Annotated in this window: 25 protein-coding genes; 12 read left to right on the top strand and 13 right to left on the bottom strand. The window is 58.6% G+C overall.

The window, feature by feature from the left end; translation table 11 throughout:
* The gene (locus tag ACSBLW_RS15180; protein ID WP_435257440.1) at positions 1–471 is read right to left on the bottom strand and encodes an MAPEG family protein; all 471 of its coding nucleotides are present in this window, start codon (positions 469–471) and stop codon (positions 1–3) included.
* A 78-nt stretch (positions 472–549) separates the two neighbouring features.
* Here ACSBLW_RS15180 and ACSBLW_RS15175 point away from each other — a divergent pair, with 78 nt between their 5' ends.
* Positions 550–864 (top strand): hypothetical protein, encoded by a 315-nt coding sequence (locus tag ACSBLW_RS15175; protein WP_435257439.1) that lies wholly within the window; start codon positions 550–552, stop codon positions 862–864.
* A 535-nt stretch (positions 865–1,399) separates the two neighbouring features.
* Here the strand turns inward: ACSBLW_RS15175 and ACSBLW_RS15170 are convergent.
* A complete protein-coding gene (locus ACSBLW_RS15170) occupies positions 1,400–2,143 on the bottom strand; it encodes a hypothetical protein (protein ID WP_435257438.1) in 744 nt (247 codons plus the stop codon).
* Between the two features lie 159 nt (positions 2,144–2,302).
* Positions 2,303–2,509: a 30S ribosomal protein S21 gene (gene rpsU / locus ACSBLW_RS15165; protein WP_101919315.1), complete on the bottom strand. Its 207-nt coding sequence runs from the start codon at positions 2,507–2,509 to the stop codon at positions 2,303–2,305.
* A gap of 108 nt (positions 2,510–2,617) precedes the next feature.
* Between rpsU and ACSBLW_RS15160 the strand changes: the two genes are divergently transcribed.
* Together ACSBLW_RS15160 and ACSBLW_RS15155 are read left to right on the top strand one after the other, a co-directional pair.
* A complete protein-coding gene (locus ACSBLW_RS15160) occupies positions 2,618–3,325 on the top strand; it encodes a COQ9 family protein (protein WP_435257437.1) in 708 nt (235 codons plus the stop codon).
* Between the two features lie 45 nt (positions 3,326–3,370).
* On the top strand, positions 3,371–4,360 hold the full coding sequence (locus ACSBLW_RS15155; RefSeq protein ID WP_435257436.1) for an NAD(P)H-quinone oxidoreductase: 990 nt from the start codon (positions 3,371–3,373) through the stop codon (positions 4,358–4,360).
* A gap of 30 nt (positions 4,361–4,390) precedes the next feature.
* Here the strand turns inward: ACSBLW_RS15155 and ACSBLW_RS15150 are convergent, their stop codons facing one another.
* Positions 4,391–5,659, bottom strand: a complete 1,269-nt coding sequence (locus ACSBLW_RS15150) for a hypothetical protein (protein ID WP_435257435.1) — start codon at positions 5,657–5,659, stop codon at positions 4,391–4,393.
* Positions 5,660–5,790: 131 nt separating this feature from the next.
* Positions 5,791–6,432 carry a ribonuclease T2 family protein gene (locus ACSBLW_RS15145; RefSeq protein ID WP_435257434.1) on the bottom strand — a complete coding sequence of 214 codons (642 nt, stop codon included), beginning with the start codon at positions 6,430–6,432 and terminating at the stop codon, positions 5,791–5,793.
* A 125-nt stretch (positions 6,433–6,557) separates the two neighbouring features.
* Between ACSBLW_RS15145 and ACSBLW_RS15140 the strand changes: the two genes are divergently transcribed.
* Positions 6,558–7,310 carry a DUF1013 domain-containing protein gene (locus ACSBLW_RS15140; protein WP_435257433.1) on the top strand — a complete coding sequence of 251 codons (753 nt, stop codon included), beginning with the start codon at positions 6,558–6,560 and terminating at the stop codon, positions 7,308–7,310.
* Positions 7,311–7,364: 54 nt separating this feature from the next.
* Here the strand turns inward: ACSBLW_RS15140 and ACSBLW_RS15135 are convergent, their stop codons facing one another.
* The 5 genes from ACSBLW_RS15135 to ACSBLW_RS15115 all read right to left on the bottom strand — a co-directional run bounded on the left by ACSBLW_RS15135 (position 7,365) and on the right by ACSBLW_RS15115 (position 11,193).
* Positions 7,365–8,063, bottom strand: a complete 699-nt coding sequence (locus tag ACSBLW_RS15135; protein WP_435260130.1) for a LytTR family DNA-binding domain-containing protein — start codon at positions 8,061–8,063, stop codon at positions 7,365–7,367.
* Positions 8,063–8,263, bottom strand: a complete 201-nt coding sequence (locus tag ACSBLW_RS15130) for a hypothetical protein (RefSeq protein WP_435257432.1) — start codon at positions 8,261–8,263, stop codon at positions 8,063–8,065. Before ACSBLW_RS15130 ends, ACSBLW_RS15135 begins: the two co-directional genes overlap by 1 nt.
* Before the next feature lie 188 nt (positions 8,264–8,451).
* A complete protein-coding gene (gene recR / locus ACSBLW_RS15125; RefSeq protein ID WP_435257431.1) occupies positions 8,452–9,066 on the bottom strand; it encodes a recombination mediator RecR in 615 nt (204 codons plus the stop codon).
* Between the two features lie 8 nt (positions 9,067–9,074).
* Positions 9,075–9,428 (bottom strand): YbaB/EbfC family nucleoid-associated protein, encoded by a 354-nt coding sequence (locus ACSBLW_RS15120; protein WP_435257430.1) that lies wholly within the window; start codon positions 9,426–9,428, stop codon positions 9,075–9,077.
* Between the two features lie 10 nt (positions 9,429–9,438).
* Positions 9,439–11,193, bottom strand: coding sequence for a DNA polymerase III subunit gamma/tau (locus tag ACSBLW_RS15115; protein ID WP_435257429.1), 1,755 nt, complete (start codon positions 11,191–11,193; stop codon positions 9,439–9,441).
* Positions 11,194–11,268: 75 nt separating this feature from the next.
* On the opposite strand from ACSBLW_RS15115, the gene ACSBLW_RS15110 reads away from it, so the two are divergent.
* Positions 11,269–11,748, top strand: a complete 480-nt coding sequence (locus ACSBLW_RS15110; RefSeq protein WP_435257428.1) for a phosphatase domain-containing putative toxin — start codon at positions 11,269–11,271, stop codon at positions 11,746–11,748.
* 34 nt (positions 11,749–11,782) lie between these two features.
* Here the strand turns inward: ACSBLW_RS15110 and rlmH are convergent, their stop codons facing one another.
* Both rlmH and rsfS read right to left on the bottom strand, forming a co-directional pair.
* Positions 11,783–12,253, bottom strand: a complete 471-nt coding sequence (rlmH, locus tag ACSBLW_RS15105) for a 23S rRNA (pseudouridine(1915)-N(3))-methyltransferase RlmH (protein WP_435257427.1) — start codon at positions 12,251–12,253, stop codon at positions 11,783–11,785.
* Entirely contained in the window at positions 12,253–12,621 is a 369-nt protein-coding gene (gene rsfS, locus ACSBLW_RS15100; RefSeq protein ID WP_435257426.1) for a ribosome silencing factor, read from the bottom strand. Before rsfS ends, rlmH begins: the two co-directional genes overlap by 1 nt.
* Positions 12,622–13,057: 436 nt before the next feature.
* Here rsfS and ACSBLW_RS15095 point away from each other — a divergent pair, with 436 nt between their 5' ends.
* The 5 genes from ACSBLW_RS15095 (at position 13,058) to ACSBLW_RS15075 (ending at position 18,692) form a co-directional block, all read left to right on the top strand.
* Positions 13,058–14,398 carry a mechanosensitive ion channel family protein gene (locus tag ACSBLW_RS15095; RefSeq protein ID WP_435257425.1) on the top strand — a complete coding sequence of 447 codons (1,341 nt, stop codon included), beginning with the start codon at positions 13,058–13,060 and terminating at the stop codon, positions 14,396–14,398.
* A gap of 202 nt (positions 14,399–14,600) precedes the next feature.
* Entirely contained in the window at positions 14,601–16,019 is a 1,419-nt protein-coding gene (leuC, locus tag ACSBLW_RS15090) for a 3-isopropylmalate dehydratase large subunit (RefSeq protein WP_435257424.1), read from the top strand.
* 15 nt (positions 16,020–16,034) lie between these two features.
* The gene (gene leuD, locus ACSBLW_RS15085) at positions 16,035–16,640 is read left to right on the top strand and encodes a 3-isopropylmalate dehydratase small subunit (RefSeq protein WP_435257423.1); all 606 of its coding nucleotides are present in this window, start codon (positions 16,035–16,037) and stop codon (positions 16,638–16,640) included.
* A 157-nt stretch (positions 16,641–16,797) separates the two neighbouring features.
* Positions 16,798–17,733, top strand: coding sequence for a hypothetical protein (locus ACSBLW_RS15080; RefSeq protein WP_435257422.1), 936 nt, complete (start codon positions 16,798–16,800; stop codon positions 17,731–17,733).
* 56 nt (positions 17,734–17,789) lie between these two features.
* The gene (locus ACSBLW_RS15075) at positions 17,790–18,692 is read left to right on the top strand and encodes an endonuclease/exonuclease/phosphatase family protein (RefSeq protein WP_435257421.1); all 903 of its coding nucleotides are present in this window, start codon (positions 17,790–17,792) and stop codon (positions 18,690–18,692) included.
* Here the strand turns inward: ACSBLW_RS15075 and ACSBLW_RS15070 are convergent.
* Entirely contained in the window at positions 18,662–19,558 is an 897-nt protein-coding gene (locus ACSBLW_RS15070) for an epimerase (protein WP_435257420.1), read from the bottom strand. The genes ACSBLW_RS15075 and ACSBLW_RS15070 overlap by 31 nt on opposite strands.
* 86 nt (positions 19,559–19,644) lie before the next feature.
* Here ACSBLW_RS15070 and ACSBLW_RS15065 point away from each other — a divergent pair, with 86 nt between their 5' ends.
* Positions 19,645–20,553: a LysR family transcriptional regulator gene (locus ACSBLW_RS15065; RefSeq protein ID WP_435257419.1), complete on the top strand. Its 909-nt coding sequence runs from the start codon at positions 19,645–19,647 to the stop codon at positions 20,551–20,553.
* Between the two features lie 33 nt (positions 20,554–20,586).
* Positions 20,587–21,693, top strand: coding sequence for a 3-isopropylmalate dehydrogenase (leuB, locus tag ACSBLW_RS15060; protein ID WP_435257418.1), 1,107 nt, complete (start codon positions 20,587–20,589; stop codon positions 21,691–21,693).
* Positions 21,694–21,752: the final 59 nt, after the last annotated feature.

Here is a 21,752-nt window from a genome sequence, read left to right as displayed (position 1 = left end):
TCAGGGCAGCGCCAAGACCTGCGCCAGAACATGCAGGGCCATATAGATCACGATCAGCGACCCGATGGTGTAAAACGTGGCCCGCACCTCATGCGATTGCTTGGTGGCATAGGCCATGAAATGCACGGCACGTGCGGCGACAAAGCCATACATCAGCCCTTGTGCCAGCCACAACGCGGGGCCAACCGTCACAAACAGCAGCCCCACCGCCAGAAAGGCAGGAATGTTTTCCAGATCATTCCGATGCATCCGGCGAGACCTGTCGACATAATCGTTGATCTCCAATTGCTCGGGTTGCGGCGTGGGGTTCAACGGGCCGGGGCGCAGGTCTTCGGGGCTGGCCAGACCGGAATTGCTTTTCATCATCCTGTAGACGGTCATCCAGCCTTGCAGCATGATCTTCAACACCATCAGCGCAGCGGCGATGGCATAGGTTTGAAATACAGGGTTCTCGATGGACAGCGCGGTCATGGTCAGCCTCCCAAAGCCTGAGCCTAGCGCTCCAGACTGCTGTATCGTGGGAAAGCTGCCAAGGGGGATAAGGCCGCAATGAAAAACGCCGCGCGCCTTGCTTCCCTTTCCACCCTGCTTATGGGCCTTGGCCCTGCCGCCTTTGCCGATGAGGCGGCGCCGACCGTCTACTTTGTCTTCAGCGGTCACAGCGAAACGACGCCAGATCACTTACGTCAGGTGCTTTCGGCGGAACACTGCACAGATGACGGGATATGCATGGTGGAAATGGACCAAGCCATCTTCACCGCGATCGACCAACTGGTCTCTTCAGGCCCAGAGGTTGCACACAGCAGTGCTGAATCTCTTCCCCCGATCGTTTCCTTCGGCATCGGTCCGTCCGCCGGGGGATAGGTCTTTTTCTCATCCACTGGCGGCGTTGAAAGCCAAGGCGTTTCGCACAGTTTCGGCGACGCCGTGGCGCAAGCCATCATCGAACCGTTTCGGGACAGGCTGACCCTAGAGACTTGCGAACCTTATTTCGCCACATGGGGCCCGAACTCCCCCGCCTACCTCATCCCGTCCTGCCCTTCCGGGGTTAAGGCCAGTGGATATTTCCGCTTCGGCGGACAATATTACTACTGTCTGAAACGGTGAAAATCGGCCGCGAAGATGACCAATTCCTAAAAAAGTCCTAATCTCCGACGCTAAGACTTTGATTGCATTGGCATTAAAAAACGTCCCCGACGGGGACGCTCTGGAATCCGGGCGATGAAGCCCCCCGGTCACTCCCTCTCCCCCCGGTGCAGAAGAAAGGTCACCGAGGGTCGCTGTAGAGCGGGTCGAAGCTGCCAGATCACGACGAAGACGGCACTGGGCAAAAGCTGAGCCAAAAAATACTGAAAAGCGCAATCCGTTTTGAAGCGAAGGGCCGGACGTTAGCCGCGATCTAGCGGCCAAGCTCAGTCAGCAACTCTTGATACAGTCTGGCATCGAGCGCCCCCGGCGCCTTGAAGGGGTTTTCCATGACGTAGATAGTGAAGAGGATGAACCCGATATACACTGCGTAGAGCGATATCAGGGCTATGTTGTCGCGCCGCGGTGTAAAGACGTAAAAACCGACGGCCACCAGCAGGACGCCGGCCAAAGCCGCCCCCCAGAACAGGGCGTTGAGTTCCGTCTTTCCGTGATGTTCTCGCAGGTCGCGGATTTCGGCGATGGCGTGGATCTTGGCCAGCATGTTTTCGCGCAGGCTGGTTTCACGCGGCGTCGCAGGCACAAGATCCAGCGCAGCCAGATAGGCGTCGTTCCATTTGCCCCAGGCCGATCCGGAAAGGTTGCCGGTCAAAGCAAGGCTTTGCCATTCTTCTGCGGGCACAAGGGCAAGGTAGTCGCGGATGGCATCCCCGACGGGCTTGGCCTGCGCGCCGTAACGCAGGGCGTCGTAGGAAATGTCAGACACAGCGTTGACTTCGTGCGAAATCTCAAGGCCAAGCTGCTGGTATTCGACCACTTCTGACGCAAAGATGAGGGCAAGGATAAGCCCGTGCAGAGCCGAGACCCGCATTACCATCGACGCGGCAAGGTCGCGCGTTAGGTCATCGGGTTCCCGCCGCAACGTCCTTCGAGCGACAAAATAGACCAAAAGCACGGCGACGACGGTGGCGGATATGATGGCTATGCCTTGTATCATGAACGTCTCTTGGTTCCACCGTGTTGCACCTTCAGCAGTTTGGGCAAGCGGGTGAAACCGATCAACAGCCTTTTTCGCCGAGAGCAATGAAAAACCCCCGGCCAAAGGACGGGGGTTGATCGTCTGGGCCGTTGCCGACCCCAGTGTCGTTAAAACGCCTTAGATAGCGCCTTCACGCTGTGCCTTCTTGCGCGCGAGTTTACGCGCACGACGGACGGCTTCGGCTTGCTCGCGCGCTTTCTTGACCGACGGCTTCTCGAAATGCTGCTTAAGCTTCATTTCCCGAAACACGCCTTCGCGCTGGAGCTTTTTCTTCAGAGCCCGGAGGGCCTGTTCGACGTTGTTATCACGAACGCTGACCTGCATGTGGTTGTCACCACCTTCCTAAGTTAGAGTTGCACTGTAAGTGCAGGCGAGGCGCGCTATAACAGGGCAAAGCCTGCCTGTCCACCATTTGCAACCGCGAGAACCCCGATGGAACAGCCGAATTCGCCCGAAGCCGCCGCCGACCGCGTACTGGATGCCGCCCTGATGCATGTGGCCTTTGATGGTTGGACCGACGCCACTTTCCGCGCAGCCGTCCTTGATTCGGGCGTGGATGCCGCCTTGGCCAAAGCGTTGTTCCCCCGCGGCGGACTGGATCTTGCCATCGCCTACCATCGCCGTGGAGATACTCTGATGCGCGAGGCACTGGCAAAGACAGACCTGTCATCCATGCGTTTTCGCGACCGTGTCGCCCACGCCGTCCGCCTGCGAATTGAGGCGGTGGAGGATCGCGAAGCGGTTCGGCGCGGCACAACTCTCTTTGCCCTGCCACTTCATGCCGCCGAAGGGGCACGGCTGATCTGGGGTACGGCCGATGCCATATGGGACGCCTTGGGCGACGCCAGCCGCGACCTGAACTGGTACACGAAACGCGCCACTCTCTCGGGCGTTTATTCCTCGACCGTGCTTTACTGGCTGGGCGATGACAGCCTTGGCCATCAAGCCACATGGGATTTCCTTGACCGACGGATCGAGGACGTGATGCGCTTTGAAAAGGTCAAAGCCCAGCTTCGCGAAAATCCATTGTCAAAAGCTATTCTGTCAGGCCCGCTGAAGTTCATGGAAAACATCCGCAAGCCTGTGGTGCCCGACGATCTGCCCGGGCGGGTGATGGACCGCTTTCGCCCCAAGTCCTGACAGCTTAAGCTTGCCTCGCTTACACCAAAGAAAGGCCGAACACCCATGACCCTGTCCCACACCATGACCGCCATCGAAATCTCGCAACCCGGCGGTCCCGAGGTGTTAAGGCCGGTCACCGTTCCCGTCCCTGTTCCGGGACACGGCCAGATCGTCATCCGTGTCGCTTGGGCGGGTGTGAACCGCCCCGATGCCTTGCAGCGGGCCGGCATGTATGCGCCGCCCCCTTCGGCCTCGCCCCTTCCGGGGTTGGAGGCCTCTGGTACGGTTGTGGCCTTGGGGCCGAATGTCAGCCGGTGGCAGATTGGCGACAAAGTTACGGCTCTGCTTCCCGGCGGTGGCTATGCTGAATATGTTGCGACCCATGAAAGCCACGCCTTGCCTGTGCCAGACGGCATGGGTCTACGCGAGGCGGCCTGCCTGCCAGAGACCTGCTTTACAGTCTGGTCAAACGTGGTGATGCGCGGGCGGTTGTCTGCCGGGGAACGGTTCTTGGTTCATGGCGGATCATCTGGCATTGGCACGACGGCCATTCAGATCGCCCGCAATCTGGGCGCGCGGGTTTTCACCACGGCGGGCAGCGATGAAAAGGTTGCAGCGTGCAAGGCGCTGGGAGCGCAGGCTGCCTATAACTACAAGACCGAAGACTGGGCCGCCGCTATTCGGGCCGAAGGTAGCGCAAACCTGATCCTTGATATGGTCGGCGGCGCCTATCTTCCCAAGAACGTCCGCACCTTGGCCGATGATGGCCGTCTGGTGCAGATTGCCTTCCTGCAAGGTCCGAAGGTTGAATTGAATTTTGCCGAGATGATGATGCGGCGTCTGACCCTGACCGGATCAACGCTTCGTCCGCAATCCGATGCCGCAAAGGCCAATATTGCCCGCGAGGTCGAAGCAAATGTCTGGCCGATGATTGCGGCAGGCCGATTTGCCCCGGTCATGGACAGCGAATTCGCGCTTGCCGATGCTGCCAAAGCCCATGCGCGGATGGAAAGTTCGGGCCACACCGGCAAGATCGTTCTGAAAGTCGAATGAGGGGGCAGTTGCCCGCCCCCTATCGTCTGATCAGCGGTTGATCTTCCAGCTGTAATAGACCCGGTAATGGCCGCCGTGGTCACGGTAGTTCACCGTGAACTGCGGCGATGTCAGCGATCCGCCTCCGAAGGTCGAAAGTGCATTCGGCAGATGGACTGCTGCCGCTTGGGGCGTGAAGATGTCGTCCTTCAGGGCCGAGATGATCCATCCAACGATCGCCCCGATGATTGCCCCGGCAACTGCGCCGATGATTGCGCCCAAGGGGCCACCGATGGCCGTGCCGACCGTGCCGCCGATGGCCCCGCCAATCGCAAGACCGGCAGCGGCGCTGACCGCCGCGATGATGACAGTGACATCATCCTTGATTGCCTCCCACAGATCGGCAAGGAAATCGGACATGCCGCCATTGTCCTTTTCAGCCAAGGCCAGCACCATCAGAAAATCTGCCGGATAGCGGACATTGCTCAATGAGAAGGATTTGAGCAGGCGCGGCGGGTTATAGACCTTCGTTTCACCATCGTCGTAATCATCACGAACCATGAATTCGTTGATCTTGGTCGTGGTGCCATTGTCGGCCACTGCCACTGCGCCCATGGCAATTTCATCATCGCCGGGCCATTCCGGGTTGGTTTCATCAACGCATTTCACCTGATGAATCCGGAATTCCAGACCCTTGTTGACCACAATCGGTGGCTTTGGGACCACAACACCGCCGATTGTTCCGGTCGGAAGCACAGCAATCGAGGGCCGGATATTGTCGGCCAACATACGCATGACGGTGGGGTCAAGGTTCACATTCGGGGCAAGGCGGCGCATGACCGTTTCAACATCGGCCCCGTCGTCCGATTTCAGTTCGGCACGAGTGTCGAACAGGTTTTCGTGCAGGCTGTTGATCCGCTTTTCACTGGAAAGTTCGCGCTCTAGAAAGCGGAATTCCTGAACCTTGTTGACCTGCGCCAAAACGGGTTTTCCGGCGGTAACGTCGACATTGTACCGACGGGCGAGTGAGCGGACATTGCTGTCATAAAGCGCTGACAGGGCCGCTTCGATCTTGGTCGCCTCTGCAGTTCGTCCACGTTTGCCACCCGGCTTGAGCTGGGTCAGCCGTTTGGCGACGATCGGCCCAAGTTTCGACGGGTTCCCGTCAATTCCGCGGCTGCTTGCCAGGGCAGGTTCGCGTGCAAAGGCCAGTCCTTGCACAACATCAAGTTTGAACAATTCGACACAACGGTCGACCATGTCCTGGAATTCGGGGCTCAATAAAGGCGCCCCGGTTGAAAAACCGGTTGTTTCGCTCATGGCGATCTCCCATCAAAATTTGTTGTTAAAAATCAATTTTCTGACGAGGCCAAAGGCCGATGCCAGTGAGGAAAAGATACCGAAAAACAACCAATGGGTGAAAGTCTGGAATCCTCTACCCTCGCACGGCATCACCGTACCGCTTCGATGACCGCGTCTTTAAGCGTGCAATCACGAATCGTATCGGCACCGCAACGCCGCGGCTCCATGTCTTTTGTCAGGCAGATCCGCACCTCCTGAATCATTCCGTCACGACAGGTGACCGTTACCTGATCACGTTTCAGGCCCGGATTGGATTCAAGGAATGCACCTTCGATGACCTCGGCGGGAACTTTCAGATCCTTGTTGATCTTTGGAAAAACAGGGGAAATCGCCACGCTTCGAAATGCCTTTCGCGCAAGGGCATAATAATCGCGTGACGACAGGCCCGAACAGCGCCCGTGTTTCTTCCACTGGTAGAAGGCAGAGCCTGCCCCCCCGAAAACATCCGCCACGGCAGCCGTTTCTGACCGCGACGGATCCCGCTCGGTCGTGCGGCAATAGCTTGGCCAACCGTCTTCATACTGCGGCCAAAGGCCATGAAGGACAAAGGTCGTTCCGGTCCCGCGGTCGCATTGCGGATCGCGCCGCGAATCCCCCTCCAAGGCGCACCAGTTTGGCGACCAGGAAAGGGCCATGACGTAATAGTCAAAATCCCCTGCCCGTTCGCCTTCGGCAAATGCTGTCCCTGCCGCCAGACAAATCCCCGCCACCCAAGCTGCCACGCTGCGCATTTCCACTTCCCCTTTTCTCCCAAACTCACTATATACACCCCTGAATTCCCCGACATCGTGGAAATCGCGGACGAAGGTTCGCAGCCGTTTTCCCGGCACGGGACAGATTTGTAAAGGAGCCTGCTATGAACAAGCCGCTCATGGCCAAAGCCACCGCCGTCTGGCTCGTGGACAACACCACGCTTTCCTTCAAGCAGATCGCCGACTTTTGCGGCATGCACGAATTGGAAGTGCAGGGCATCGCCGATGGCGACGTGGCCCCGGGTGTGAAAGGGTTTGACCCGATCGCCAACAACCAGCTGGACGAAGGCGAAATCGAAAAAGGTCAGAAGGACCCGCTGTACCGCCTGAAGCTGAAGCATAACCCGGCAGCAGCTGGCGAAGAAAAGCGCCGCGGCCCGCGTTACACCCCGCTGTCCAAGCGTCAGGATCGTCCGGCTGCTATTCTGTGGCTGGTCAAGTTCCATCCGGAACTGTCCGATGGTGCCATTGGCAAACTTGTCGGCACGACCAAACCGACGATCCAGTCGATCCGCGAGCGCACCCACTGGAACATCAACAACATCACGCCGGTTGACCCGGTTGCTTTGGGCCTGTGCAAGCAGACCGAACTTGACGCCGCCGTTCAGCAGGCCGTGCGCCGCCGGGCAGTCGAAGGCACGGTGATGAGCGATGACGAGCGCCGCAAGCTTGTGTCCACCGAGCAATCGCTTGGCATGGCGACCGAGCCCAAGATCCCGTCCTCGATCGCTGGCCTTGAAACCTTCTCTTTGTCTGAAGAAGAAGAAAAACCCGCTGACTTCTCGGATGCTGACAGCTTCTTCAATCTGCCGCATGGCGATGATGACGATGAGGACGACGAAGACACCCGTCGTTGATCTGTCATTGACGGTCAATTCTTTGAAAGTGGCGCTTGTTGAGGGCGCCCTTTTTCATTGCGAGAGGTGCTCGACCCAGTTTCTTATCTCGTGCTGCCGGTTTCTGGCGACCGGAAGGCGCCTGCCATCTTTCAGCAGCAGAACATGGTTCCGACCATCTTGGACCAAAGTGTCGACGGCATGTGCGGCAACCCAATGGCTTCGATGAACCATACGGCCCAGTTCTGGTGGCATCGCGTCTGCTGCCTCGCTGATCCTGCCCCGCAGCAGCTTGGTCTTACCATCCCTTCGCACAACGGAAACATAATGCGCCTCCGCTGAAAGCACTGATACGTCTTCGCTGCGAAAGTCGATCCCAAGAATATTAATGACCGGATCGCGCATCACGACCGGCTGTTTTAACTCGGTCGCGAGAGGATCACTCAGCGCAGATACAGACGCATCGGACACAGGAGACTGGATCGTCTCATTCTTGGCCGCGTAATCTGGCTGGATAAGCGGCTGTGATGCAATGTCCCTTAGAATTCTTGGAACGAGGAAAGAGACGAATATGACTTCGCCAACAACCCCAAAAACGAGGTTGAAAATGGCGACCAAGACGACGTCGATCAATGGCGGGATTTGCGCACCCAGCAAGGTTGCGCTGATGACCCCATAGACAGTTGCAAGGATGATCGAGACGGCGACGACAAGACTGGCATAGACGGTCCGCCCCATACGCTGGGTGACATAAACCGACCCGACCAAGAACATCAAAAAAAGCCGACGCTGTTTGCGTAGAAGATGGTCAAACGGACGACGTTGAGATCCACCATGTCGTCATAGGGCCGCAAGGCGATGACAAAGGCGCTGGCCAACAAGACAAGCGCAACAAAATACGGATGCCAGAAGAGCTTGCGCATTTCGTGCCACGAAAGGTCGGAACGTGCGCCGTTCACGTACACTATCCGCATTTCATACCATTCCGTTGGTCCGAATACCTTGTTTGTGCGACATTCCCGTATGGGTCGGGGGCTGCTTGCCCAGTATTCGAGTGTGTTGGTTCTGGTGCCGACCCAACTCCACCTTAACAGGACTGCGGCGCAGGAAAAGCATTTGCTCCGTTCCTGCCAGCTGTACCGTTCATGCCAGAATGTCAGGTTTATAGACGCCGTCGCGCTCTTAATGCCGCGCCGATGGTGCCATCATCCAGATACTCCAACTCGCCCCCAATCGGGACGCCTTGTGCAAGCGTGCTGATCTGCGCACCGGTCGCAGCCAGTGCATCGGCAATGTAATGCGCAGTCGTCTGGCCATCCACAGTCGCATTCAGCGCCAGAATGACCTCGGAAACCTGTTCCGCCGTTACCCGTTCGACAAGGGCCGGAATGCGCAACTCCTCGGGGCCGATGGCATCCAACGCGGAAAGCGTACCACCCAAGACGTGGTATCGACCACGGAAAACACCCCCGCGTTCCATAGCCCAAAGATCAGCCAGATCTTCGACCACGCAAATCTCGGCCCCGCCACGCGTTTCGTCTGCACAAATCGGACAAAGATCGTCAGTGCTGATATTTCCGCAAACGCGGCAATCTTTTGCGTTCAGGGCAATGGTTGCCATTGCCTGAGCAAGCGGCGCCATCAGCCCCGAGCGTTTCTTCAATAAGGCCAAGACCGCACGCCGGGCGGAGCGCGGCCCAAGGCCAGGCAAGCGGGACATCAGATCAATCAGCGTTTCAATGTCGCGACTGGCATCAGAGGCAGGAGGTGTGGGCAAATCAGGCCTCAGAAGGGAAGCTTCATACCGGGCGGCAGACCCAAATCTTCGGCCATCTTTGCCAGCTCCCGCTGGCTTCGCTCGCTTGCTTTCGTCTGGGCATCCTTGATCGCCGCCAAGATCAAATCTTCGACCACTTCCTTTTCGCTGGCAACAAAGATTGAAGGATCAATCTCCAGCCCCGTCAACTCACCCTTTGCTGTTGCCCGCGCCCTGACCAAACCTGCACCGGACTCTCCGATCACGACAACGCGGGAAAGCTCTTCCTGCAGTTCAGCCATCTTTGTCTGCATGTCCTGCGCGGCCTTCATCATCTTGGCCATGTCGCCAAGACCACCCAAACCACCAAGTCCTTTAAGCATCGCTACCCTCTTATCCGTCCTCGAAAGGATCCCATTCATCTTCGACCTCGGGCAGCGCTTCGACTGCTGCTGCCTCGGCAATCTGTTCTGCTGTCCTGATTTCTGTAATCTTTGCCCCCGGGAAGGCCGTCAGAACGGCCTGCACCAAGGAATTCTGCATCGCTTCTGCTTCTGCCTTGCGACGCCCGGCATCGCGTGCCTCGGCAATCGTCGGCTGGCCGCCACTGGCCACAACCGAAACGCCCCAGCGACTGCCTGTCCAGCCCTGAAGGCGCTGACTTAACCGCGCCGCTAGGTCCGAGGCAGCCTCGGGCGATGGTTCAAACTCGATGCGGCCCGGCGAATATCTGACCAGCCGCACGCCACTTTCGACTTCATACAAAAGCTTCATGTCGCGACGTTCGCGGATCAACTCGATAACGCCTTCAAAGTTCGCGATAACCGGCGCGGCATTGGCCACGGCAAGGACCTGCCCGCTGCTGTTCATCGTCGGCCCGCGCATCGGAGCAGAGGGGGCCATCATCGGCGCGTGCATTCGCGCAGCCCCCCCGCTGGCCGGGGCGCCCCCGATCATCCCACCGCCACCCGGCCCGGGCGCAGGTTGCGATTGCAGCTTGCGGATCAGGGTTTCGGGGTCTGGCAAATCGGCGACATGCGTCATCCGGATCACGGCCATTTCTGCGGCCATCATCGCATTCGGAGCCAGCCCGACCTCTTCGATGGCCTTCAACAGCATTTGCCACATCCGGCTCAGCACCCGCATCGGCAGTTGCTCTGCCATCATCAACCCGCGCGCACGCTCATCCGGTGGCGTGGTCGGGTCTTCCGCGGCCTCGGGCGTGATCTTCAGAACACTGACCCAATGCGTGATCTCGGCCAGATCGCGCAGAACCGCCATCGGGTCGGCTCCATCGGCATATTGGCCCGAAAGCTCGGTCAAGGCCGCGGCCGCCTCGCCTTTCAGGATCATATCGAAAAGGTCCAGCACCCGTCCGCGGTCAGCCAGACCCAGCATCGCACGAACTTGATCCGCCGTCGTCTCGCCTGCACCATGCGCAATGGCCTGATCCATCAGGCTCATGGCATCCCGCACCGAACCCTCTGCCGCGCGTGTGATCAGGGCCATCGCATCCGGGGCAAGCGTTGCGCCTTCGGCCTTTGCGACCTTTTCCAGATGCGCCATCATCACCTCAGGCTCGATCCGCTTCAGATCAAACCGTTGGCACCGCGACAGAACCGTGACCGGAACCTTGCGGATTTCGGTCGTGGCAAAGATGAACTTTACATGGGCCGGCGGCTCTTCCAGCGTCTTCAACAATGCGTTGAATGCGCTGGTCGACAGCATATGCACTTCGTCGATGATATAGATTTTATACCGTGCACTTGCGGCGCGGTAATGCACCGAGTCGATGATCTCTCGAATGTCGCCAACACCGGTTCGGCTGGCGGCGTCCATTTCCATTACGTCGACATGGCGGCCTTCCGCGATGGCGCGACAGGGCTCGCACTGGCCACAAGGCTCGGTTGTCGGGCCACCCTTGCCATCGGGACCAACACAGTTCAGCCCCTTGGCAATAATACGGGCCGTGGTGGTCTTTCCGACCCCCCGGACCCCAGTCATCACAAAGGCATGGGCTATGCGATCCGCCGCAAAAGCATTCTTCAGCGTGCGCACCATTGCCTCTTGGCCGATCAGATCGGCGAAAGTGGCAGGGCGGTACTTGCGCGCAAGAACCTGATAGGCTTTTTCACTCGTCTCCGACATTCTGGCGTCCGCTGTCTTTCATCGACACAGACACTAGGGCGAAGTCGGGCCAACGTCCACCAGAAGGGAACAAGGATGCCGTTCCAGATTGCAGAACTTGATTTGCTTCGTGGCCAGTTGGGTATCTGTCCAATGCCGGGCCGTGGCGGTCGCTATGAAGCCGATCTGGCCGCCATCGTCCAATGGTCGCCCGACCTCGTCCTGACGATGACCACACGCGAAGAACTTGCCGCCAAGGGCGCAGATGATCTGCCCGCAGACCTTGCGCTGCACGGCATTCATTGGGTGCATCTTCCGATCCCGGATTTTGGAACGCCACCGGGCCAAACCGCCGCAGCTTGGCCTGACACATCGGCCCATGCCCGCGCCATCCTTGCCAACGGCGGGCGCGTTCTGGCGCATTGCATGGGGGGATGCGGACGCTCTGGCATGGCACTTCTGCGGCTGATGGTGGACGCGGGCGAGGATCCCGACTCGGCCCTGTTGCGGTTGCGCTCTGCCCGGCCCTGCGCTGTGGAAACGCCCGAGCAACTGGCTTGGGCCAGCGGCATATAAAGCCATGCCACGATGGGGCAAACTGGCCCCGGTTTCAGGTACGGTGATACGGAAGACCCGCCAAAATCGAAGCCGCACGATAAAGTTGTTCGGCAAGCATCACCCGAACCAGCATATGCGGCCAGACCATCCGGCCAAAGCTGATCGAAAAATCCGCGCGATCGCGCAGACTGGGGTCGATGCCATCGGCCCCACCGATGACAAAGGCCACATCCTGCCGGCCCCCATCTCGCCAATTCTCAAGCTGCGCTGCGAATTCCGGGCTGCTCAGAACCTTACCGCGTTCATCCAAGGTCACCAGAAGGGAACCCGATGGAATGGCCCGGCCCAATAGTTCGGCCTCGGCGGACATGCCCAAGTTCTTTTTGTCTTCGACCTCAACCTCCAAAAGCGGGCCAAGCGCCATGCCTCGCCCGGTTCGGTCAAACCGCTTGGTATAGTCGTCAATCAGGTCGCGCTCTGGCCCAGACCGCAGCCGGCCAACAGCGCAAAGATGAACACGCATCAGGCCTTTGGCGCGCGCGCCGCAGCAGTGCCTGCCGGCAACCACATCTTTTCAAGCTGATAGAAATCGCGAACTTCCGGGCGGAAGACATGAACGATCACATCGGCCGAGTCGATCAGCACCCAGTCGCCGGTTTCCTTGCCTTCCATCTTGCAGACAATGCCGAAGGTATCCTTCAGACGTTGCGCAAGTTTTTCGGAAATCGCAGCCACTTGACGCGACGACCGACCAGAGCAGATCACCATGTAATCAGCCACATCGGACCGTCCGCGCAGATCAATCTGCACGATGTCCTCTGCCTTGTCATCGTCGACAGAGGCGAGAACGGCTTCCAAAACCTGTTCGGCAGAAAAATCCGGGGCCGTCATGCGATTTGCCCGCGGACCGACCGGCAATCCGGTCGCTGGATCAGAATGAGACAGGACATCGTCCTCCTGGTTGCACACCGATGAAAGCCCCGGTGCCGGGCCTCTCCCAAAAGAATATCACCCAAGTTTTGCAATCTCAACAATTGCAGACCTTGGATCGGCGGGAAAGCCCGGGCGCATAACCTCTATTGCGCCATTTCGCAAGGCTTGATGGTAGCAAACGGTTTTTGCCGTAGGGTTTTAAGGGTCTTCGACCCGAAAACCAGCCATGTGTCCTGCCGAAAAAAGCGGGTGGCCGGTCGTTTCGACCTCTCCCCTACAGCATTTCTGCCCTTCGGGTTGCCTTGCTGGCGCACCCCCGCGAATCCGCCCCGGATTTGATCCATTGGACCATTTGTGCAAACCTAACCTTGAACACAGCTAGAATGAGGTGCGGATGGAACTGATCGACCCGCAAGTGATCGCCAGCGCCGAGCAGGTGCTAAAGCAAATTCAGGGCTTTGCCATATCGCTGCTTCAACCTTACCGACTGTGGCAGGTTGCTATTGTTCTTACCCTGTTTGCAGTCGCCCATCTTGGGGCGAAATGGCTGTCTCCAAAGGTCGATGACTGGGCGCGTAGCCATGCAGAGTTAAAGCCATGGCAGGCCCGTACGATCATCACGCTGCGCAAGCGCCTGCGCGGGATCTTGTTCATTCTGCTTGCATGGTCTGCGGTTGTGGTGATCTCGATGATCAACCCCTTTCCATCGCGGCGCTATATCGTGGAATTGGCCGCGACGATCGGAACCGCTTGGCTTTTGATCGGATTGACGGCCCGGTTGATCAAGAACCGCTTCCTTCGGAGGATCGTGACTTGGGGCGCTTGGGTCTATGTCACGCTTCTTTACCTTGGGTTCCTTGAGATCTTTACCCAGTTCCTTGACTCGGTCGCCGTCACATTTGGTGATTTTCGGCTTTCAGCGCTGACAATCGCAAAGGCACTGATCGTCACTGGCGCCTTGGTGACGGCGGCACGTCTGCTGACAACAGGGGCCGCAAACCGCATTCGCAAGAATGACGAAATCAGCCCTTCGGTTCAGGTTCTTGTGGTCAAACTTATGCAGATTGCGGCCTATGGCGCGGCCTTTTTCATCGGTCTGAAGGCCGTAGGATTTGATCTGACCGGCCTTGCGGTTCTGTCTGGTGCTATCGGTGTGGGCCTTGGCTTTGGCCTGCAAAAGGTGGTGTCCAACCTCGTCTCGGGCATGATCATCCTCTTGGACAAATCGATCAAACCGGGGGATGTGATCAGTCTGGGCGATACCTTTGGCTGGATCGAAAGCCTTGGCGCACGCTATGTCAGCGTCGTCACCCGCGATGGCAAGGAATACCTGATCCCCAATGAAGACCTGATCACCGGACAAGTGGTGAACTGGTCGCATTCCAATGATTTCGTCCGTATCGAAATCGCCTTTGGCACCTCATATCACGACGACCCCTATCTGGTGCGAAAGGTCGCCATCGAGGCCGCAGAGAAAGTAAACCGTGTTCTGAAGTCCAAGCCAGCGGTCTGCCATGTCACGGGCTTTGGCGACAACTCGGTCGACTATGTCCTGCGTTTCTGGATCACCGATCCAACCGCCGGTCTGGCCAATATCCGCTCTGAAGTCTTCCTGTCTCTTTGGGATGCGTTCAAGGCGAATGATATCTCTATCCCCTTCCCGCAGCGCGAAGTGCGCGTCCTGAACGAGAAGCTAAAGGTCGAGCGCGACAGCTCTGCCGGATCGCTTGCCTGAAAGGGGATTCGGGCGTATATCGCGGGCCATGCACGGGTTCATCTATTTCAACATCACCGATCATGCGCGGCTGCCAGCCCGCTTTTTCGGCATGACCCGCAACATCCTTGCCCGCCTTTGATGCGGCCGGGTGCCAGCGCGCCCGAAATGCCGCGCAATTGACGATCCTTTTCCAAAGCCATCCAAAGAATAGGTGAGAGCCATGGCTCCTCGTACGCTCTATGACAAGATCTGGGACGACCACGTCGTCCACCAAGCCGAAGACGGCACCTGCCTGCTGTATATTGACCGCCATCTGGTTCACGAAGTGACCAGCCCGCAGGCGTTCGAAGGCCTGCGCATGTCGGGCCGCAAAGTGCGCGCACCAGAGAAGACCATCGCTGTGCCGGACCACAACGTCCCGACAACGCTGGACCGCGCCAATGCCGCGACCATGACCGAAGAATCGCGCATTCAGGTCGAGGCGCTGGACAAGAATGCCAAGGATTTCGGCATCAACTACTACCCGGTGTCTGACGTCCGTCAGGGCATCGTCCACATCGTCGGCCCCGAACAGGGCTGGACGCTGCCGGGCATGACCGTGGTTTGCGGTGACTCGCATACCGCGACCCACGGTGCCTTCGGCGCACTGGCCCATGGCATCGGCACCTCGGAAGTTGAACACGTTCTGGCGACGCAAACGCTGATCCAGAAGAAGTCTAAAAACATGAAGGTGGAAATCACCGGGTCGCTGCGCCCCGGCGTCACCGCCAAGGACATCACCCTGTCGGTCATCGGCGCCACCGGCACCGCTGGCGGCACCGGCTATGTCATCGAATACTGCGGCCAAGCGATCCGCGAACTGTCGATGGAAGGCCGGATGACGGTCTGCAACATGGCCATCGAAGGCGGCGCCCGCGCCGGCTTGATCGCGCCCGATGAAAAGACCTTTGCCTATTGCATGGGCCGCCCGCACGCTCCGAAGGGTGCCAAGTGGGAAGCCGCAATGGCCTATTGGAAGACGCTCTTCACCGATGAAGGCGCGCATTTCGACAAGGTCATCACCATCAAGGGCGAAGACATCGCTCCGGTCGTCACTTGGGGCACCTCGCCCGAAGACGTGCTGCCGATCACCGCAACCGTTCCTGCTCCGGAAAGCTTTACCGGTGGCAAGGTCGAGGCTGCAAAGCGTTCGATCGACTATATGGGTCTGACCGCCGGTCAAAAGCTGACCGACATCAAGATCGACACCGTGTTCATCGGCTCTTGCACCAATGGCCGGATCGAAGATCTGCGCGCTGCTGCTGCCGTGCTGAAGGGTAAGAAGATCAAGGACGGCCTGCGCGCCATGGTCGTGCCGGGTTCGGGCCTTGTCCGCGCCCAAGCCGAAGAAGAGGGTCTGGCACAGATCTTCATCGATGCCGGTTTCGAATGGCGTCTGGCGGGCTGCTCGATGTGCCTTGCGATGAACCCGGACCAACTGGCCCCGGGCGAGCGCTGCGCCTCGACGTCGAACCGCAACTTCGAAGGTCGTCAGGGCTATAAGGGCCGCACCCACTTGATGAGCCCCGCCATGGCCGCCGCCGCCGCCATCACCGGTCACCTGACCGATGTGCGCGAAATGATGGGCGAGACGGTCTGAGGAAAGGCAACGAACATGGATAAGTTTACCACTCTCTCGGGCATCGCCGCCCCCATGCCGCTGGTCAACATCGACACCGACATGATCATTCCCAAGCAATTCCTGAAGACCATCAAGCGGTCGGGCCTTGGGGTGAACCTGTTCGACGAGATGCGCTATGACCGCCAAGGCAACGAAATCGCCGATTTCGTCCTGAACAAGCCGCAGTACCGCGATGCGCAGATCCTTGTTGCCGGCGATAACTTCGGCTGCGGCTCATCGCGCGAACATGCGCCTTGGGCCATCGCCGACTTCGGTATTCGCTGTGTGATCTCGACCAGCTTTGCCGACATCTTCTACAACAACTGCTTCAAGAATGGCATTCTGCCGATCGTCCTGCCCGAGGCAGAGCGCGACCTGTGCATGAAGGACGCCGAAAAGGGATCGAACGCCCGAATCGAAGTCAGCCTTGAAGATCAGACCATTACGCTGTCAGACGGCACCAAGATCGGCTTTGACGTGGACCCGTTCCGCAAGCACTGCCTGATCAACGGGCTGGACGATATTGGCCTGACTCTGGAAAAGGCTGCCTCGATCGACAGCTTCGAGGCAAAGAACGCCGCGTTGCGTCCTTGGGCCTAATAACCCAACACACACAATATCTTGGGCCGCCCCTTGGGGCGGCCTTTTTCTTGGCTCAAGATTGATGCAATCCGGCGACAGTTTTTCCCCGAAAGTGCCTTAATGCCACAGGAAACTATCCGAACGGATTGCTCGGGCAAGCGAAAGAAGGCACAAATTGGGCAGGATTGAGGCAGTCCGCCACAAAGTGGGCGGGATCGACGGCAAAAGGCTTCCGCAAAGTACGGATGCCGGCCGCAAGGAAGGTAAGACGACTGTGGGTTCACGGGTTTCCGGGGCATTGGTGCGGGCGTTTCTTGTGGTGGTCGTGATCACGGCACCCTCGTTTCTGCTTCCAGGCATCACGGGCGACACCAAGCAATTGGTTGCGCTTTTTGCCCTGTTTGCCGGGGCACTGGTCTTTGCCGAATATAATGCGGAATTCCCAACGGTTATCGAATTTCGGGATGCGCCTCCGTTCAACCGGCTGCGCTTTCTGATGTTATTCCTGACCGTCCTTGGCCTTACCTTGCTTCAGGCCGGGCTTCAGAATCCGACCAGCCTGACCGAATTCGTTCACGCCGTTGGTTACCTGATTGGCCGCGCGATGGACTTCCCCTATTCGCCTGTGCGCCTGGTGACTCTGACCTTGACCGACGGTTCGAATGCAAGCCATGTGGATATGGTGCGCCAAGCCGCCGGGGTAGCATATTTAACCTCGCTGATCTGTCTTTCCGTATTCGTCGCCACGCTGCGCTTTGGCGGCTGGCCACAGAAATCGCGCCCCTTTAACGTCTGGATCAATCTTCCGACCTTTGACCCATCAGCCGGCGGCGATGTGGTGCTGCGGCTTGAGCGCGATGGACGCATCAACATTGCCTTGGGTTTTCTGTTACCCTTCGCCATTCCGTTTGTCGTTACACTCTCGTCACCATCCGCGAACCCGTTCGAGGTGACCTCATCGCAAACCTTGGTCTGGACAGTCACAGCATGGTCTTTCCTTCCGGCAAGCCTCTTCATGCGCGGCATTGCCATTGGGCGCATCGCCGAGATGATCAGAGAAGCACGCCGGGCCAACGACCGGGCAGAAGAAAACGGTTTGGCCACCGCATAAGCCTTGCCCTGCTCCTGTCTGCGCTTGCCCATGCTGCTGGTGCTGACCCTGTACGATTGGGGTTTTGGAACGCCGATTTGCAACGCCGCGGGCCGGGACTGCTGGCCCAGGATGCCATGCGTGGCTCCAAGCCCGATATCGTGACCGTCGTATCTGCGATAACCGCACTTGATGCCGACATCCTTGTTCTGTCGGGATTTGATTTTGACACCAGTGCAATCGCCTTGACGGCGCTGAACAATCGCTTGCCAGCCCCTTACCCGTATTTGCTTCCACTCCGGTCAAATGCGGGCGTCCCAACCGGTTATGATCTGGATGGAAATGGCAGGGTCGATGAAGCACGTGATTCCCAAGGTTTTGGCCAGTTCCCGGGGCAAGGTGCCATGGCCATCCTGTCGCGATTTCCGATCCTCGCCGATCAGGGAAAGGATTTTTCTGACTTGCTTTGGAAAGATCTGCCCAAGGCCCATTTGCCGCCCCTTCCCGAAGGCGCGGTTGAAATCCTCAAGCTGTCGACGAACGGCCATCACCAGACAGCCATTCTGTTGGATTCTGGGCGACACCTCTCGCTTTTGACGTGGCATGCAACAACCCCGGCATTTGACGGGCCAGAAGATCGCAATGGCAAACGGAACGCTGATGAAACTCGGTTCTGGACCTTGTTTCTGGACGGCAAGGTTCCATTTGATCCGCCGACCACTTCCTTCGCCCTGATCGGACAAGGCAATGTGGACCCAGAAAAGGGCGATGGGGATCACGCACCAATTCGGGCGCTTTTAAGCGATCCTCGCCTGCACTCTCCTTTGATGGGCGACACATCGGATTATGGCGGCCAAGTCGGCACCTTGCGAACGGCCTATATTCTGCCCGACGCGTCCTTGACCATCACTGACAGCCGGACAGAGCCACGACCAGAGGGCGCAAGGCATCATCCCATCTGGGTTGAATTCGAAGACTGAATACCTTTTGCCGCCAGCAATCGCGCGACAACGGTCTCAAGCGGCGTTTCGCTGAAGTCCGGCACCCAGCGGCGGAGGGTACGCGCCTCCATCCAATGGGGGTGCTCATAAAGATACAACATTTCTTGCAGTTCTCGCGCCATCTCCCAAAAAGGCGAAAGCACCGCAAAGACCCATATCGGAAATCTGGAAATGACGGTTCGACGCCCAGTCAGCCTTTCGACGATCGCGGCCAGTTCGGCGGTCGTAAAGCTGTGACCGGGAAAGGGAACGTCGAGATAGGCAGGAAGATCGTCTCGCGCCAAAAGCGAAACGGCTGCCCGGGCCATATCAGGCAAATAGGCATATGCGTGCCGAACGTCAGGGGCGCCAAGGGTACTGACACGGCCCTTGGCCACGGGGCGCAACATCACCTGATTGATCGCCAGCCGCGGATCGGTTCCCAAGAAATCCCCTGCACACAACAAGATGACTTTTGCTTCGCCGGCCTCTGCCGCCGTGCGATATCTGCTTTCCATCGCCGCCCGGATTGCGCCCTTCCGGCTTACCGGCCGATGCCGCGTTTCTGCCGACCACGGGGCAGGTTCTTTGCCCAAGGGATAGACATTCCCCGGCACAAAGACGGTTGCCCCGCTTGCCTTCGCCGCAGCCAACACATCGGACGTAATCTTTGGGATCAGTTCCGACCAGTTATGATAATTCGGCGGGTTCAAACCGTTGACGATCAAATCGGCCCCTTCTGCCGCCGCGACCATGTCGGTTCCGCGTTTCCATCGCCGAACAGTCCAACCTGACGATTCAAGTTCACGCGCCATCGCCCCGCCGAAACTTCCTGATGCGCCCAGAATCAATGCTGTTTTTGCCATGTCTTGTTCTCCCGTTTCGGGAAATATAGCCTGACGCATGATAGAATAGAATTGCATGAAAACCTTTGATGGGTATTCATAAATGAATGGAACAACCCGACTGGTCTCTCATTCGATCCTTTCTCGCGACCGCACGTTCAGGGTCTCTGTCTGCCGCGTCTCGGGCGCTTGGGATCAGCCAGCCCACCTTGGGCCGCCATATCCGAAGCCTGGAACAGCAGCTTGGAAAAGACCTGTTCCGCCGAGAGGCCACAGGACTGTCGCTCACCGCTCTGGGACTGGAACTTCTGCCCATGGCGCAGTCAATGGAACTGGCAGCAGCCCATTTGGCCCTTGCCGCCGCTGCCGAATCGCCGGAGTTGGAAGGCACCGTTCGGATCACGGCAAGCCGCGTCGTCGCACACTATCTTTTGCCCGCAATTCTGGCTGACCTCCGACGCATTGCACCGGGGATACAGATAGAACTTGTGCCTTCGGATACCTCCAAGAACCTTTTGTTCCAAGATGCCGACATTGCCTTGCGGATGTATCGCCCCACGCAGCCAGACCTGACCATTCGCCACGTCACAGACCTGCCCATCGGGCTTTATGCGGCACCCGCCTTGCTTCACCTGAATGGCATCCCGCAGACTCCTGACGCATTGTTGGCCATGCCGATCATCGGCTTTGACCGCAATGACCAGATCCTGCGGATCATGGCGAATATAGGCATCACCCGAACACGCGAGGATTTTCCCATCCGCTGCGATGACCAACTGGTTTACTGGAACCTCGTGCGGGCAGGCTTGGGGGTCGGCGCCATGCAAACCCGGATCGGGGACGCTGATCCGACCGTCCAACGCATCGCCCCTTTCCTTCAGTTGCCTGACCTTCCCCTCTGGCTGGCGTCGGCCCGCCCTCTGGCACGGTCGCCGCGTGTCAGATTGGTCTGGGATCACCTTGCCGCAGCGCTTCGCAACCCCAAATCCCTTGACCCCGGGGCAGAGCTTGGCTAGGCCGCTGGCAACCCGATCAACAGGAGCCTTCCCGTGGCAAATCCCTCTCTTCTGATCCTCGCCGGCGACGGCATCGGCCCCGAAGTCATGGCCGAAGTGAAAAAGATCATCACCTGGATGGGTGACAAGCGTGGCACGCATTTTGACGTCAGCGAAGATCTCGTCGGCGGTTGCGCCTATGACGCCCATGGCACCCCCCTGACCGACGCCACGATGGCCAAGGCACAGGAAGTGGACGCTGTTCTTCTGGGCGCCGTGGGTGGCCCGAAATATGACAAGCTGGACTTCAGCGTAAAGCCCGAGCGTGGCCTGCTGCGCCTCCGCAAGGAAATGGACCTGTTTTCCAACCTGCGTCCGGCCCAGTGCTTCGATGCGCTCGCCGATTTCTCCTCGCTGAAGAAAGAAGTCGTCGCCGGCCTCGACATCGTCATCGTCCGCGAACTGACCTCGGGCGTCTATTTTGGCGAACCGCGCGGCATCTTCGTTGAAGGCAACGAACGTGTGGGCATCAACACCCAGCGCTACACCGAATCCGAAATCGCTCGCGTTGCCCGCTCGGCCTTTGAACTGGCCCGCAAGCGCAACAACAAAGTCTGCTCGATGGAGAAGGCCAACGTGATGGAATCGGGCATCCTGTGGCGTGACGTCGTTCAGGAAATCCACGACAAGGAATACCCTGACGTGCAGCTGAGCCACATGTATGCCGATGCTGGCGCCATGCAGCTTTGCCGCTGGCCCAAGCAGTTTGACGTGATCGTGACCGACAACCTGTTCGGCGACCTGCTGTCAGATGCCGCCGCCATGCTGACCGGATCACTGGGCATGCTGCCTTCCGCCTCGCTTGGCGCTCCGATGGCCAATGGCCGCCCGAAGGCGCTCTATGAACCCGTCCACGGCTCGGCCCCGGATATCGCCGGTCAGGGCAAGGCCAACCCGATCGCTTGCATCCTGTCCTTTGCAATGGCGCTGCGCTACTCGTTCGATATGGGCGACGAAGCGACCCGTGTCGAAAAGGCCGTTGAAAAGGTTCTGGCAGACGGCGTTCGCACCGCCGATCTGATGGGCCCGGAAGGTGGAACCCCGGTTTCGACCAGCCAGATGGGCGACGCTATCGTGGCCGCGCTGGACGCAAGCCTGTAATTTAGGCAAATGCCTTCAGAAAGGCCCGCGCATGACGCGGGCCTTTTTCGTTGCGGGTT

Origin of the sequence: Thioclava sp. FR2 (assembly GCF_051200875.1) — a bacterium.
In the GTDB taxonomy this organism is placed as follows: domain Bacteria; phylum Pseudomonadota; class Alphaproteobacteria; order Rhodobacterales; family Rhodobacteraceae; genus Pseudotabrizicola.
Note: the sequence above shows the minus strand (reverse complement) of the source record. Positions and strands in the feature narration are given on the sequence as shown.

Excerpts from the sequence above, each read along its gene's own strand:
- leuC (WP_435257424.1), top strand. The coding sequence starts at position 14,601 with ATGGCTCCTCGTACGCTCTATGACAAGATCTGGGACGACCACGTCGTC.
- ACSBLW_RS15145 (WP_435257434.1), bottom strand. The coding sequence starts at position 6,432 with ATGCGCAGCGTGGCAGCTTGGGTGGCGGGGATTTGTCTGGCGGCAGGG.
- ACSBLW_RS15070 (WP_435257420.1), bottom strand. The coding sequence starts at position 19,558 with ATGGCAAAAACAGCATTGATTCTGGGCGCATCAGGAAGTTTCGGCGGG.
- rpsU (WP_101919315.1), bottom strand. The coding sequence starts at position 2,509 with ATGCAGGTCAGCGTTCGTGATAACAACGTCGAACAGGCCCTCCGGGCT.
- ACSBLW_RS15120 (WP_435257430.1), bottom strand. The coding sequence starts at position 9,428 with ATGCTTAAAGGACTTGGTGGTTTGGGTGGTCTTGGCGACATGGCCAAG.
- ACSBLW_RS15180 (WP_435257440.1), bottom strand. The coding sequence starts at position 471 with ATGACCGCGCTGTCCATCGAGAACCCTGTATTTCAAACCTATGCCATC.
- ACSBLW_RS15170 (WP_435257438.1), bottom strand. The coding sequence starts at position 2,143 with ATGATACAAGGCATAGCCATCATATCCGCCACCGTCGTCGCCGTGCTT.
- ACSBLW_RS15110 (WP_435257428.1), top strand. The coding sequence starts at position 11,269 with ATGCCGTTCCAGATTGCAGAACTTGATTTGCTTCGTGGCCAGTTGGGT.
- ACSBLW_RS15155 (WP_435257436.1), top strand. The coding sequence starts at position 3,371 with ATGACCCTGTCCCACACCATGACCGCCATCGAAATCTCGCAACCCGGC.
- ACSBLW_RS15140 (WP_435257433.1), top strand. The coding sequence starts at position 6,558 with ATGAACAAGCCGCTCATGGCCAAAGCCACCGCCGTCTGGCTCGTGGAC.
- ACSBLW_RS15135 (WP_435260130.1), bottom strand. The coding sequence starts at position 8,063 with ATGTTCTTGGTCGGGTCGGTTTATGTCACCCAGCGTATGGGGCGGACC.
- ACSBLW_RS15175 (WP_435257439.1), top strand. The coding sequence starts at position 550 with ATGAAAAACGCCGCGCGCCTTGCTTCCCTTTCCACCCTGCTTATGGGC.
- ACSBLW_RS15130 (WP_435257432.1), bottom strand. The coding sequence starts at position 8,263 with ATGCGGATAGTGTACGTGAACGGCGCACGTTCCGACCTTTCGTGGCAC.
- rlmH (WP_435257427.1), bottom strand. The coding sequence starts at position 12,253 with ATGCGTGTTCATCTTTGCGCTGTTGGCCGGCTGCGGTCTGGGCCAGAG.
- ACSBLW_RS15065 (WP_435257419.1), top strand. The coding sequence starts at position 19,645 with ATGGAACAACCCGACTGGTCTCTCATTCGATCCTTTCTCGCGACCGCA.
- ACSBLW_RS15160 (WP_435257437.1), top strand. The coding sequence starts at position 2,618 with ATGGAACAGCCGAATTCGCCCGAAGCCGCCGCCGACCGCGTACTGGAT.
- ACSBLW_RS15115 (WP_435257429.1), bottom strand. The coding sequence starts at position 11,193 with ATGTCGGAGACGAGTGAAAAAGCCTATCAGGTTCTTGCGCGCAAGTAC.
- ACSBLW_RS15150 (WP_435257435.1), bottom strand. The coding sequence starts at position 5,659 with ATGAGCGAAACAACCGGTTTTTCAACCGGGGCGCCTTTATTGAGCCCC.
- ACSBLW_RS15095 (WP_435257425.1), top strand. The coding sequence starts at position 13,058 with ATGGAACTGATCGACCCGCAAGTGATCGCCAGCGCCGAGCAGGTGCTA.
- rsfS (WP_435257426.1), bottom strand. The coding sequence starts at position 12,621 with ATGACGGCCCCGGATTTTTCTGCCGAACAGGTTTTGGAAGCCGTTCTC.
- leuD (WP_435257423.1), top strand. The coding sequence starts at position 16,035 with ATGGATAAGTTTACCACTCTCTCGGGCATCGCCGCCCCCATGCCGCTG.